Below are 12,956 nucleotides of genomic sequence, written 5' to 3'. Positions count from 1 at the left end.
TAAAATCACGGTTTTCATCACGTTGGAGAGCGCATGGAACAAGAGTTCTGGCATCAGCGCTGGGCTGAAAATCAAATAGGCTTTCACCGAGATACGGTACACCCGATGCTTATCCGCCATTGGCCGTCACTGGCACCACAAAGTGACGAAACGGTTTTGGTGCCCCTTTGCGGAAAGTCGATCGATCTCAACTGGCTTGCGGAAAAACACCAGCATGTGATTGGCGTCGAGCTTAGTGAGATCGCCGTTCGTGCCTTTTTCTCGGAAAACTTATATACCCCGCAGGTTTATCGCGCACCGTCAGGGCATACCCATTATTGTTTTGATGAACTGGAGCTGATCAATGGCGATTTCTTTACCGCGCGCCTGAGCCCCATGCCATTGATTTATGATCGCGCCGCCTTGGTGGCCATGCCGCCTGCGATGCGCGCGCAGTATGTCAGCCATATTCGAACTTTGCTGGCACCTGGGGGGCGTTTGCTACTGATTACCTTATTTTATCCGCAAGCGGATGACACGCCGCCATTTTCCATTGATGCGTCAGTGGTCGAAGAGGCGTTCCAAGGGTTAGACATTCGGTTGCTTGAAACCCATACGGAACCAGACGGCGAGCGTGGTGAACAAGTGTGGTTAATCAAAACGGCGGCTTCGTAGTGGCTGATTTGAATGAGAGCATGTTAAGGGGCCATAACGGCCCCTTTTCTTTGACAGCGCTTTCTTAGTGGGCAAGTGAACGTAGAAGCGGGAAAACCGTTACGCGAGCTTGTTTTTGGCCTGTGTGTATTGGCGTGATTCCCAGTGAGTAATAAAAAAGACCGCTGCAATAATAATACCCGCCCCTAACCATAGTCGGCCGGGAGGGACCCAACTAAACACCAGCCAACCAAAGAGGACGTTAAGAGGGAGCTTGGCGTGGTCAAAAGGCTGGACAAAAGAGGCATCGGAAACGGCATATGCCTTAGCAATGGCCCACTGGGCGAGGGCAGTCAGTATGCCAGCGCCAAATAACATCCACCAAGCAGGGGATGTTTGGGGGAGCGTCCAATCAGGTACGGCGAGTAGCAAATTAAAGGGCGTAATCAACAAGAGTAGGTATACCACCATGGTGGTGGGTGGATCGTAAGCGGATAAACGTTTCACCATCAGCGAGTAAGTTGCCCAGAAAAACGCCGCCCCCACGGGCAACAAGGTTGCCCAAGTGAACGCACTTGACCAAGGCTCGAGGATAATCATGGCACCACAAAATCCAGCGAGCGTCGCAAGGCCRCGTGCGATCCCGACCCGCTCACGCAAAAACAGCCCCGAGCCGACCGTGGCGAATAGCGGTGAGGTCATTAATAGCGCAATCCCTTGCCAAATGGGCACTGGATAGGCCAGCGCCCAGAGCCACAGTTGAATACCAATCACAGAGATAAACACCCGCAGGCAATGCTGACTAAGGTGCTGGGTTTTCAGTGCTTGACGGACCCCCAGTTGTTTCAACCAAGGGATCATCGCCACCAGGGCGATGGCGTATTGAATGAAGGCAACCGTGGTAGAGGGTAAGCCCATTTTAAAACTAACGTACTGAGACAGGCTGTTAACAAGGGCAAAACACAAGCCTGCGGTTAGCATCCAGGTCGCGCCTTGGAGTGGGTGATGAATCTGTTTCATTGCCGTGACTATCAGAGAAAAGACGCACGGATAGTAGCGCAAATCCGGCCTCAGGGCGACCTGAAATCCCTGAAGACCGGATCAATCAGGAGAGCGCTTAGCGGGTTGAATAGACTAAGGGAATATCTGGGTCAATGGCATCCAGTGTTGCCTGGGTATCGGCTAGGTGACTGACTGTACTACTTGCCATCTCGGCCAGCGCAACAGAGCGAATGTCTGTCCAATGATAGCCCGCCATATTAACCGCGATTAATGCGACCTGAAGAGGCGGAAGGCTTGGGTTAAACGCCGCGTTTTCGGCATACATGCCAGAGAAAAACTCGCCATCACTGGTTTCAACCGCTGCCCCGCTATAGTTACCTGAGTAGGGCGCGTGACTGCGGTTAGCGGCGTCAGCGGCCGCTTTTAGCAAGGGGATATCAATATCATCCGTTGATAATTGATTGGACTCGTCGGTCAATAAGCGAGATTCAATGCCCAAATCGGCAGGACCAAACGGCTCAGGTAGATAAGTGTGCAGATCTTTCGCGTCGGATTGTGGCAGCTGGATCCTTAAGGACTCAGCGCCATTGAGTTCATTCATGAACTGTCGACAGTGGCCGCATGGGCTGTAATTGATCGTAATATCGGTGAGGCGTTTTGCCCCTTTTGTCCAAGCATGGCTGATAGCGCATTGCTCGGCATGCACTGTTTGCCCTAGCTGCACCCCGGTGAATTCAATGTTTGCGCCTAAATACAGGATGCCGCTCTCATCACGGACAATCGCACCCACATTAAACTGCGAAATGGGGGTAACGGCATAGGCCGCCGCCAAAGGCAATAAAGCAAGACGCAGTGCGGCGCCGCTAAGGCCACTGGCGGATTCCATCTGCGCCACCTGCTCTGGTGTGAAGCTAGCACCAAAGTTTGCGTCATTTATCCAATCAGAGACGACGCTTTGTAGGGCGTCGGGTAATTGTGTCAGTGCGTCAGTAAGTGCGGTTCGCATAGCATCTCTTCTTTATCATTAACGGGCGGATAGTGTAGAGAAGCCTTTCTGATAGTTGTGTGATTAATGTCACGTATGGTTTGCAAAGAGATATTTGTTGCTGAAAGTTAGAGTGACATCAATGTTTCTATGACGATGAAAGTGGCCATTATGACGGCGTGAGTAGGCAGAAACGTTTGCGAGCCGAAAGGCGGTTAATGCATTTATGGCTGCCAATCGACATAGGGGCGATGCACCTTACGATACTCACGCGCGAGATCCCCCTCCTCGCGTAAGCGGTAAGTAGTGGCGTGGCATCATCTCTCTCCCGGATATCAAGACCAATGGGCAAAGCAACCATGACGCTCTGACACAACATGCCCGCGGCATAGCACGGGCATCACCGCTAAGCTTGGGTCAGTAACGCTGTCATGCCAATAATGACTGCCGCTGCCGTGATCAGGATCGTGAGTGGTTTAGCAATACTAAACGACGACGCCTCAATGGTGGCTGAGTCCGTTAAAGACGCTGGGGACGTCTGCGATGCAGCGTTTGTTGCTCGTCCTGGAAGCTTAGCCAGTGTTTGCTGTGGCAGTGACACACGAAAACCAAACTCACCGACCACCTCAAACGGCAGGCATTTTTTGCCGTTGCGGTAGGATTTGGCCATTAATGATGTCACCACACTTTGATGCTGGGCAAATGAGCTATCAGGTAAGGCAACTTGTTTGAACAATGTGCGGCTAGAGAGTACCTCTCCGGCATAGTAGCAGAGCATCTCGAGCAAACGAGATTCTTCGTAAGAGAGGACCGTCATCGTGTCATCGATCCAATATAACGTACGGCTTTCTGGCTCGAAATCAACCTCAGGAAAGCGGTAACAGCGCGTATCTACTTTTGTTGTCATCATTGCCACACTCCAAACAACATCCTTTTTAAAAGTGTGGACTCAAATCACAGAACTGCAACTGGTCAAGCTATCTTTTTTTTGGTAAGGCAAAGCAGGCAGCGTGTCAGCATTGTTAGTTAATCACTTAAAAAACATAAAGTTATTAAAAGAAGGCGACCCAAGGTGTCTGCGCTCGCCACCTGATGGGTAGACGAACGTCGAGTGAGGGTGGGTCGCCTTACTGAGCAGTTGGTGTGTCGGCGATGTGTCTCTGGTAACCGTCCCCGTGTTAGCCAACCAGTGATTCCACATAGTGGTAAACCGCTTTTAAAATGCGCACCTTATCTTCCTCCGCTTGGTGCTGTTCAGCGAGATGCTGCAGATTATCCATATAGGCAGGAAGGTGTGTTTCAAAGTAATCACGTCGATGCATAAACCACTTTTTCTGCTCGGCGTCGGTCAGCGTCCACGAGTAATTGCGCGCGCGATACCGGAATAACAGTGGCTTGATACGCCAGTCGTCAACGCTAAGATCGAGCGCGGCAAGATTCTCTGGATCGCGTGCACGGATGATATCCATCGCACTGCGATCGCTTTTCGAGAAAAAGCCCGCATACAGAGCCGTATCCACGTCCTGATCGTCGAAAGGCTTGGCATCGGCAAACACATTAACCAGTTTTTCACGCAATTCTGGTGCGGCTTTCAATGTTTTTAGATGGTGTAAGCAGGCTTCGCGATCCACACCGAGCCGGGTGGCATCGTCGGGGCGTAAGGTTTTCGCATCGGCGAGAACGGGACATTTATTGATATGCACCAGCTTGAGTGGTGCGGGTAACTCATTGTCAGCGAGTGCGTGATGGGGCGTATACAAACGTTCGCGAAGCGCATCGGCATCCAATTCAAACAAAGGGGCTGGATCACGGGCCAGATCGACAGTAATCACTGCGTTGGGGTTATCAGGATGCCAGGCGACGGGCACGATCCAGCTGGTGTTGCCGCGCTCTGTGCCGAACATACCGGAAACATGAACCAGTGGTGTCATATTGACCACATCAATCAGATGCTTGATTTTGTTTTTATTCCGATGTTTTAACAAATAATCAAATAGCCGTGGCTGTGCCGCCTTGATCTTTTTCGCCAGCTCTATGGTCGCGTGTACATCGGCCATGGCATCGTGCGCGTCGCTATGTTCAATACCGTTGGCAACGGATAAGTTTTCGAGTTTAAAGCTGGGCTTGCCGTTGTCATCGTAGGGCCATTCAATGCCGTCGGGGCGCAGTGCGTAGCAGGCGCGCATCACATCAAGCAAATCCCAGCGAGAATTACCGTTTTGCCAGCTCCAGCCGTATGGGTCAAAAAAGTTGCGGTACAGCGTGTAGCGCGTCACTTCATCATCAAAACGGACGTTGTTATACCCAAGGATACAGGTATTGGGTTGCGAGAAAGCAGCATGGATTTGTGCGATGAATTCCGGCTCAGGTAAGCCTTTTTGCAATGCCAGCTGCGGTGTGATCCCGGTGACCAAACAGGCTTCTGGTGCCGGTAAGTAGTCATTGGGGGGTTGGCAGTACAGGACTAAGGGTTCACCGATGACATTAAAGTCACTGTCGGTACGCACGCCAGCAAATTGGCAAGGTCTGTCTTTACCTGGATGGGTGCCGAATGTTTCAAAGTCGTAGAAAAAAAAGCTTGGCTGGTCGGCGTCTGTCACAATCGAATCCAACTTGATCAATCAAAAGGGGGCAGGTTGAGACCCTGCGATAAAGGCTCATGGTAACATTGGCACCGTTTAACACCAATCTTGGCTTGGTTGGGGTGATTGGAGGCGTGACGCATCCAGAAACAAAGAAAGCCTGCCRGTCGGCAGACTCTCATAGGCGAGCAGAGTGTTGATCGTTGCGAAATCGGTTTACCGCACCGCTTTCCGTTATGAGGCAAGGCGCTTAAGCGTTTGCTTGGCCTCATCAATGGCTTGGCTTGCGGTGTCTTCGCCCATCGCCAGTCCCTCGGCGTAAACAAACTCGACGTCGGTGATGCCGATAAAGCCAAGTACGGTTTGCATATAGCCAGTGACATGATCCGTTGCGCCGCCCTTATGCATGCCACCACGGGTTGTTACAACAATCGCGCGCTTGCCTTGCAATAAACCTTCGGGGCCATTTTCGGTGTAACGGAAGGTCACGCCGGCACGGGCAACGAGATCGATCCAGGCTTTGAGTTGCACGGGGATCGTAAAGTTGTACATAGGTGCCGCAATCACCAAGGTATCGCTTTGCTGAATTTCTTCAATCAACTGATCGGAGGCTTGCTGTATTTGATGCTGGGCGTCAGTAAGCCCGTCTGCCCCACGTAAACCGCCCACATTGTCACCAGTGAGAACTGGCAATGGGGTAGAAGCAAGATCGCGCTCAATCAGCGTGTCAGGAGATAGCTCATCCACCACACTATTAATCACCGCGTTTGAGCTTGAGTAGGGGCCAAGAATACTTGATTTCAATACCAGCGCTTTCATGCGTCTCTCCTTAAAGTTAATAGGCGTATTGCACATGATGTTGTTTTGTTGACTTGATGTAGTCTAGAGATTTTCACAACGAACTCCAGCGTACAGATTCGTTAAACTTGTTCAAAATTTTTGTTGATGTCGATACGCGTGGCGTGGTGAGTTGCGCGACGTGAGTATGAGCGTATGATGGCGGCCGATAGTCGTTCAAAATGTAAGAATAATGTTATAATTCCCGTTGTGTTGGCTAGGTACCCAGAACAAAGAACGGCAAAGCGCCAGATCAAATCACAAGTCGGTCGCTTGTGGGACGCAACGGGGTTTGAGGAAATGCGCGTGAAAAATTTATTTATGTTAGACGTGGATGGCACGCTGGTCGACAGCTGCCAAATGGACCACGAGTGTTTTAGCGAAGCGGTTTATGACGTCACCGGCTTAACGGTGCCGGATGATTGGGGAGGCTACACCAATGTCACCGATGCGGGGATCATTGAAGAGCTGATTGATAGCCATGAGCTTCAGCGCGAAAAAATCATGTTGTTTCGAGAAATAAAGCGCGTATTCACCCATAAACTGGCCGACGCCATTGCTCAGCAAGGATTAAAGCCGTTGCCAGGCGCAGTGGCATTTATTGATGAGATGCGTCATATGCCCACGGTTGCCTTGGCGATAGCAACAGGCGGTTGGGAAGAAACCGCACGGATGAAGCTTAAAGCCGCTGGTTTTAATATTGACGGTATTGTTTTTTCTTCTTGCTCAGATGCGATGAGTCGCAGCGAGGTAATGGCATTGGCAGCGTTCCGTGCCAAACAAGAYTACGGTGTCCATTTTGAGCGTCGCATTTATTTTGGTGATGGGGTGTGGGATAAACAAGCCACACAGTCTCTTAACTATGAGTTTGTCGCCGTCGGTGACAAAGTGGAGCATGATGTGAGGGTAAGTAATTTTACTAACCCACGTGCTATTTTGGGTAAGCTTGGCATTGAAGAATCGCAGCGCCAATACGCCTAATCGCTTGTGTGTAAACGCGATACAATGCGTGAACGCGAGCAATGAGCAGACAAGAAAAGCCGAAGCATCGATGCTTTGGCTTTTTATCAGACGAGCATTCGCCAATACATGACTTGCTTACTGTGTATCAACCACCGCATTGTTGCCTTGGTTAGGCACAGCGTTTGAGGCTGCGCGGTTGTCATAGGAAGCAAAGTAGGCTTGAGTTTCCGCTATCACTACCTTGCGCAGCAGCAATAAGCCAATCAAGTTAGGAATAGCCATTAAGCCATTGACGATATCGGCCAGTATCCAAATGGTGTTTAATTGAATAAAGGCACCAGATGCAATTAAGCCAATAAAGAATAGCTTGTAGATATAAATCGCTTTTTTGCCAAACAGGTACGCAACACAGCGTTCACCGTAATAGTGCCAACCTAAAATGGTGGTAAAGGCAAAAAACAATAGACCAATATTCACCAGCATCGGACCGACAGCGCTTTCCATCCCTACCGCAAAGGCATGTGAAGTCATGGCGGCCCCCGCTAACTCACCCGACCAAGATTGCGTCAGGATCAAGGTGAGCCCGGTCATGGTGCAAATCACCAGTGTATCGATAAAGGTGCCGGTCATAGATACCAAGCCTTGCTCAACACAGGAGTCGGTTTTTGCTGCGGCCGCGGCAATGGGCGCACTCCCGAGGCCAGACTCGTTAGAGAACACGCCACGGGCAATACCCGATTGAATCGCCAGCATCATGCCGGCACCCGCAAAGCCACCGGTCGCGGCCATACCGTTGAAAGCAGACTCAAACACCAAACTGACGGCTTGTGGCAGTTGCGCGGCGTTTGCCACGAGTACCCATAAGCATGCGCTTACATAGAGTACTGCCATTACGGGCACAATCTTGGCGGCGACGGCAGAAATGGATTTAACTCCGCCTAATGTCACTAAGGCGACAAGTACGGTCAAAAGTCCAGCAACGGCGACAGTAGGAATGTTGAATAAATGGGTCGCTGCGCTGCTAATGGCGTTCACTTGTGGGAAGGTGCCAATGCCAAAACATGCCACGCCCAGTCCAAATAAAGCAAAGAGCTTGGCGAGAATAGGTTTACCGGCCCCTTTAGATAGGTACATCATCGGCCCACCGAGCATATTGCCTTTGTGGTCAGTCTCGCGGTATTTGACCGCCAGCAAGCACTCTGCATACTTGGTCGCCATCCCTAAAAAGGCGGCGAGCCACATCCAAAACAGCGCACCAGGGCCGCCAAGAGAGATGGCTGTAGCCACGCCGATAATATTCCCCGTCCCTATGGTCGCGGATAAGGCTGTACACAGTGCCGCAAACCCTGACACATCCCCCTGGGTTTTGGCGTTCGAGGACTTAAAGATTTGCTTGAGCGCAAACGGCAGGCGACGGAGTTGGAGTAACCCCAACCGTACTGTAAAAAAGAGCCCTGTACCGGTGAGTAGCAAAAGAAGCGGTGGCCCCCATATCCAGTCGTCAATGGTGCCTAGAAGTGTTTGTATATCCGGTAGTTGCGAAAAAAATGGCATTAATTCCCCCTTTAAACATCAAAGGAGGAGATAGACCACACTAATATTAACAAAAGTGCTACATATTGGGGTGGGTATCTCCTCTGTCCTTTTGCCTGAGAGTTTCACTTGAGTACAAGCTTGCTCCTTCGGCGCCCGAACTAACGGGTCTCTCCAGAGTTTCCTCCAACAGCAGTCCATACAATTAAGTGCCTGAAAGATTTACTTCTTCGGCGGATGGCGTTTGCCACCTCTCTCCTGCTGTCTTCATCGGAACGTCGTTATGACGGTAAGTATGATAGATCACAAAAATTTGAATGCAATGCAAAAATGAGTGAACGGGGAATAATTCTTTCTTAAGAGTAAAAAATATAAATTTCTAGTGTATTTTTCTAACAACCGAGGCGACAACCCTCGCTTTCTCCGAGTTTGTTAACGCTAAATGAGACAAAAGGGGGTTAATTTTTTCCCACATTGGCCGATAAATTGACTAATCTAGGCAGGCGTATACTAGGATAACGAGCAGTCACATGACCACGTGGAACGAACTTTTAGGCGTGAATGCTGGCGATAATGCCGAGCAAATAAAACAGCGCTATAAGCGACTTTCTAGCCGCGTACATCCAGACAAAGGAGGGAGTACGGGGCTAATGCAGCTGGTCAGTGAAGCCTATCAAGCGGTGAAGTCAGGCAAGGGCGAGGGGAGTGCGCGTGGTCAATCACAAAGTGACGCCAGCCAAGCGGCATTGCGCAGCCAGATCGCACGACTGCAAAAAGAAGTGTCGGCGTTGCAACAAGAAAACCGAACACTGAAGTCTCGCCAAGCCAATACCCAAATCCCCGCCCACTTGACGGCCAAAATAGCCAAGCTTGAGTTTGATAACCGCCAATGGCGTGAGCAATATCAAAAACTCGAGCGACAGCACCAGTCGTTGGAATCTCAACATCATGCTTTACAGCGCGAGCAGGACCAACGCAAAAAAGATTTGCTGCAGGTGAACCGCGAGTTAAAAGAAGCGCTAACACGCGCAGAGCAACTGGAAACCGATCTTACCCGCAAAGCCACCCCTGTCACATTAAAGCCAGCGAAACCTGGCTTATCGTGGCGCTGGGTGCTTGCGTCTTGGGCAATGATAGCACTGCTAATTAGCCCTTTAGAGCAATGGCAGCAATGGGTTGATCGCGTTTTGGATCAAGAGCAGGATCAGACGGCTCAACGTGTACGCATTATTGATCCCGCGCCTTCAGAGCCTCAGCCCACGCAAGCGAATAATGCGCCACCACCTCAGGCGGCGCCTGCGCCAGTGAGACTCGTTGCCCCCATGATTCAGCTTAACCCTGAAGCGAGTCAGTGGCATATCAATCAATATGCTGAGACCGCACAGCCTTWCTTGGCATTACGCAGCGAGCAAGGGTCGTATGTGGTTGCCAATTGTATGGGTGAATTTTATATCTACCTCAATCAGAGCTATCAGCCGCTTCGTGTGCCACCCAACTTGAATTACTTGGCACAGCGTCAGCACTTTCATGTTTATGCCATTCCCTACGGGCAGGGGGCGTCGGTGGATAGTTGGCAGTTGGCACGTAAGGTACAAATACTCGAACACACCTTCGTTAGTGCTGACTTGGCGCCCAAACTCAGCGCATTTGAACAATCGTGCCGACAAGTACCCGGCTTAACCGCGGTAAACTTATAAACAGTACCGTGATTAAGCAGAGGGGCTTACATTGCCTTGCTTATCAAATCGCATCGCAAAAAAGTCGATAGCGAGCTAGCAGGCGGCGAGTTCGCACGCGGCGAGTTCACACGCCCAAGGTATCAGTGCGGTAAACCGTGAAAGTGCGCCTGATTTCATGCCCATGTATTACACTGACCAATAAGTAATAAGCGTGACTGATGAGGCCTGTAACTATGCTCGATCAAGCGATGTTTGCGCACCAATTCGATCCTCCACGGCAAGACAGCCTTAGTGGGATGTTTCGGCGTTATAAACTGGCAGTCTCTCACTCGGTGTCTGTTGAGGAACATGTCGCTGGTATCGGGATCCCCTCATGGTCTGAGGGACGCACCGCCGCCAGCCAAGACGCTGCGGTGGTTAAAACCATGATGGCGCAAGGGGCCAGCCTGATAGGGCAACTGCAAATGGACCCCTTAGGCGTTAGTATTACCGGTTTTAATCCCTTTTACGCGGAGCTTCGCAATCCCCACTTTCGTCAGTACCGCGTGGGAGGAGTAAACGCAGGTATTGCGGTGGCGGTGGCAAAAAAATTGGCTGATTTGGGCATTGGTAATGATGCATTTGGCGGCGTGCGGATCCCTGCAGCACACTGCGGCCTGTTTGGTTATCGTCCCACGCCAAGCCTGATCGATACCCAGGGGATCATCTCTGTCGCAGAAACCTTTGATAATGTGGGTGTGTGCAGCGCGGCACTTGGCCCGCTCAGTCAGTTTCAAGAGTTGGTCGCCAAGCCTTCCTCTGCGGTGACGAATATCCAGGGCGTAGTCATCGCCGAAGCGGTGTTTGCCTTGTTTTACAGTGACGAAGCGATGGCGCAGGTTTATCAGCATCTTGAGCGTTTAAGCTTACCGCAAGAGTCGACCCTAGCCATGAACAAACTGGTGCTGTCGCGGCTTGAAAATGCGCAGGTGTCGATTGCTAGCCAAGAATTTTTGCTGATGTATGGTACGTGGTTGCAACAGGCCAAGCTTGATTTACCCACCTCAACGCAACAGTATTTAGATCGCTTACAAGCGGTCGACTACAAAGCGCATTATCAGGCGAAGAAAACCCGCAAGCAGTTGAGAGATACCGTTTGTGCTATGTGGCCAAGTGATAAGGTGTTGCTGCTTCCATCCACACCGGGCGCCATTATACCTCGTGATGCGGATGCGTCAGACAGTGATGCGTTTAATTTATCGCAGCGCCGACTGATGGCGCTAGCGGAGGTTTGTGGTTTACCCCAGCTCACTATCCCGTTGTTTGAGCATCAAAACACACCTTACGGGGTAACATTACTGGCTCACCCTTACAAAGATAAGTTATTGATGGAAGTAGCACGCCGTTGGCTCGATTAACCGTTTGGATTGCACCTTTATCCGCCCAGCCGTCAAGAATTTTCTATAAAAAACCGTTTATTGCTTTTAAAGTATTGATAATGAACTAAAAAATAAGTTAGGGGTTACGCGTTTACTATCAACAGAAACTGTGGATAACCGCTTGGATTAGTCGGTGTTTAACTTTATAAGTTAATGAAAAATAGGTTTATTTTACAAGTTATCGCTTTCGGTGATAACTCTGGTGAGTGTTACGAGAAAGTGACAATTTAGCTGTCACTTTGGTTTAACACCGCGTAGAGACTGTATTCATCCATATTCTGATCCGGTGATGCTGTCACTGTTGTCACTTTTTGGCTGATTTAAGTTTGTACTGTGTCTTACAATGGCTACGCATCACGTGCCTGGAACGCAGAGCGGTATGTTTAGTTTTACGCCCGCGAGTCCGTTCGCGCCATACTTTGAAGCTCCGCGGTTTTAATTCACGTCGCATTAACGCAATCACATCGTCTTGGCGTAGCCCATAGAGTGCTTCAATCGCCTCAAACGGGGTTCTATCTTCCCACGCCATTTCTATAATTCGGTCAATCTCTCCCGGTTGTTCGTTCAATGCCATGTCGGTCTCCTTGTGCTGGTGGCCAATAATACGCGTAGAGTTGGAAAAACCGATCAGCGTGTTCCTTCTAACCCATCAATGCTGGTACCCTTGTTTTTGGGCTCTTTAAAAATAAACTGCAAATACAGATAGTTACGGAAAGCCATTTTTAACAAGGGTAAAAGATGATGTTTATCCTAACGGCCTGTTGTTACTGACGATTATTACGCTATTCTATGTTCACTGCCGCACAGGCAGCTTAGAAACAGAACTCGGCTATGTACCTATTAAAACCAGGTTCACTGCCGCACAGGCAGCTTAGAAAACCACATGCTGCACGGCTTTGTCGAAACTCATGTTCACTGCCGCACAGGCAGCTTAGAAATTGCGGATTCTATAGGGTGACTGGTCTCGCTAGTTCACTGCCGCATAGGCAGCGTAGGTGACACAAGCCCCAGCACGGTGTTGGATAGATGCACATTGCCAACGGGCGCCTGTCACGATCAGGGGTTAATAGTTGGCTCCGATGTCGGATGGCGCGCGGCGCAAATCATACCAAGTTTGCACGATCGAGCTGGCGCTTATGCCGACCTACGCGAACTTTAACGTCGGTGGTACCATTGGCGTAGGTGACACAAGCCCCAGCACGGTGTTGGATAGATGCACATTGCCAACGGGCGCCTGTCACGATCGAGGTTAATCGTTGGCCTCAATGTCGGATGGCGCAGTGCAACTGGCGCCAGTTGCACTGCGCGCGGCGCAAATCACACC

At 50.4% G+C, this 12,956-nt stretch carries 11 protein-coding genes and 2 riboswitches; of the genes, 4 read left to right on the top strand and 7 right to left on the bottom strand.

Annotated elements, in window-relative coordinates:
* Positions 1 to 33: 33 nt before the first annotated feature.
* Positions 34 to 654: a thiopurine S-methyltransferase gene (locus tag BZG13_RS07010; protein WP_077486053.1), complete on the top strand. Its 621-nt coding sequence runs from the start codon at positions 34 to 36 to the stop codon at positions 652 to 654.
* A gap of 99 nt (positions 655 to 753) precedes the next feature.
* Here BZG13_RS07010 and BZG13_RS07005 read toward each other — a convergent pair whose 3' ends face one another.
* The 5 genes from BZG13_RS07005 to BZG13_RS06985 form a co-directional block, all read right to left on the bottom strand.
* Complete coding sequence (locus tag BZG13_RS07005) at positions 754 to 1,653, bottom strand: DMT family transporter (RefSeq protein ID WP_198935507.1); 900 nt, start codon at positions 1,651 to 1,653, stop codon at positions 754 to 756.
* A 97-nt stretch (positions 1,654 to 1,750) separates the two neighbouring features.
* A complete protein-coding gene (cdd, locus tag BZG13_RS07000) occupies positions 1,751 to 2,641 on the bottom strand; it encodes a cytidine deaminase (protein ID WP_077486049.1) in 891 nt (296 codons plus the stop codon).
* Positions 2,642 to 3,026: 385 nt separating this feature from the next.
* The gene (locus tag BZG13_RS06995) at positions 3,027 to 3,530 is read right to left on the bottom strand and encodes a hypothetical protein (protein ID WP_077486047.1); all 504 of its coding nucleotides are present in this window, start codon (positions 3,528 to 3,530) and stop codon (positions 3,027 to 3,029) included.
* A gap of 268 nt (positions 3,531 to 3,798) precedes the next feature.
* Positions 3,799 to 5,220 carry an exodeoxyribonuclease I gene (gene sbcB, locus BZG13_RS06990; protein ID WP_077486045.1) on the bottom strand — a complete coding sequence of 474 codons (1,422 nt, stop codon included), beginning with the start codon at positions 5,218 to 5,220 and terminating at the stop codon, positions 3,799 to 3,801.
* A gap of 216 nt (positions 5,221 to 5,436) precedes the next feature.
* The gene (locus tag BZG13_RS06985; protein ID WP_077486043.1) at positions 5,437 to 6,021 is read right to left on the bottom strand and encodes an FMN-dependent NADH-azoreductase; all 585 of its coding nucleotides are present in this window, start codon (positions 6,019 to 6,021) and stop codon (positions 5,437 to 5,439) included.
* 324 nt (positions 6,022 to 6,345) lie between these two features.
* Here BZG13_RS06985 and BZG13_RS06980 point away from each other — a divergent pair, with 324 nt between their 5' ends.
* A complete protein-coding gene (locus tag BZG13_RS06980) occupies positions 6,346 to 7,020 on the top strand; it encodes an HAD family hydrolase (RefSeq protein WP_235607524.1) in 675 nt (224 codons plus the stop codon).
* Between the two features lie 117 nt (positions 7,021 to 7,137).
* Here BZG13_RS06980 and BZG13_RS06975 read toward each other — a convergent pair whose 3' ends face one another.
* On the bottom strand, positions 7,138 to 8,556 hold the full coding sequence (locus tag BZG13_RS06975; RefSeq protein WP_077458193.1) for an alanine/glycine:cation symporter family protein: 1,419 nt from the start codon (positions 8,554 to 8,556) through the stop codon (positions 7,138 to 7,140).
* 81 nt (positions 8,557 to 8,637) lie between these two features.
* Positions 8,638 to 8,715, bottom strand: a riboswitch (glycine riboswitch).
* A 3-nt stretch (positions 8,716 to 8,718) separates the two neighbouring features.
* Positions 8,719 to 8,806: riboswitch (glycine riboswitch) on the bottom strand.
* 259 nt (positions 8,807 to 9,065) lie between these two features.
* On the opposite strand from BZG13_RS06975, the gene BZG13_RS06970 reads away from it, so the two are divergent.
* Together BZG13_RS06970 and BZG13_RS06965 are read left to right on the top strand one after the other, a co-directional pair.
* A complete protein-coding gene (locus BZG13_RS06970) occupies positions 9,066 to 10,232 on the top strand; it encodes a J domain-containing protein (RefSeq protein WP_077486041.1) in 1,167 nt (388 codons plus the stop codon).
* A 200-nt stretch (positions 10,233 to 10,432) separates the two neighbouring features.
* A complete protein-coding gene (locus tag BZG13_RS06965; RefSeq protein ID WP_077486039.1) occupies positions 10,433 to 11,611 on the top strand; it encodes an amidase family protein in 1,179 nt (392 codons plus the stop codon).
* Positions 11,612 to 11,936: 325 nt separating this feature from the next.
* On the opposite strand, the gene BZG13_RS06960 is transcribed toward BZG13_RS06965, so the two are convergent.
* Positions 11,937 to 12,206, bottom strand: a complete 270-nt coding sequence (locus BZG13_RS06960; protein WP_077458187.1) for a TIGR03643 family protein — start codon at positions 12,204 to 12,206, stop codon at positions 11,937 to 11,939.
* Positions 12,207 to 12,956: the final 750 nt, after the last annotated feature.

The sequence above is a fragment of the Salinivibrio sp. ML323 genome (assembly GCF_001995745.1).
GTDB lineage: Bacteria > Pseudomonadota > Gammaproteobacteria > Enterobacterales > Vibrionaceae > Salinivibrio > Salinivibrio kushneri.
This window is presented reverse-complemented; position numbering and strand designations above follow the sequence as displayed.

Bases quoted from the DNA above. Each gene is read 5' to 3' on its own strand.
- BZG13_RS06960 (WP_077458187.1), bottom strand. From the start codon at position 12,206: ATGGCATTGAACGAACAACCGGGAGAGATTGACCGAATTATAGAAATG.
- BZG13_RS06975 (WP_077458193.1), bottom strand. From the start codon at position 8,556: ATGCCATTTTTTTCGCAACTACCGGATATACAAACACTTCTAGGCACC.
- BZG13_RS07010 (WP_077486053.1), top strand. From the start codon at position 34: ATGGAACAAGAGTTCTGGCATCAGCGCTGGGCTGAAAATCAAATAGGC.
- BZG13_RS06985 (WP_077486043.1), bottom strand. From the start codon at position 6,021: ATGAAAGCGCTGGTATTGAAATCAAGTATTCTTGGCCCCTACTCAAGC.
- BZG13_RS06995 (WP_077486047.1), bottom strand. From the start codon at position 3,530: ATGATGACAACAAAAGTAGATACGCGCTGTTACCGCTTTCCTGAGGTT.
- cdd (WP_077486049.1), bottom strand. From the start codon at position 2,641: ATGCGAACCGCACTTACTGACGCACTGACACAATTACCCGACGCCCTA.
- BZG13_RS06965 (WP_077486039.1), top strand. From the start codon at position 10,433: ATGAGGCCTGTAACTATGCTCGATCAAGCGATGTTTGCGCACCAATTC.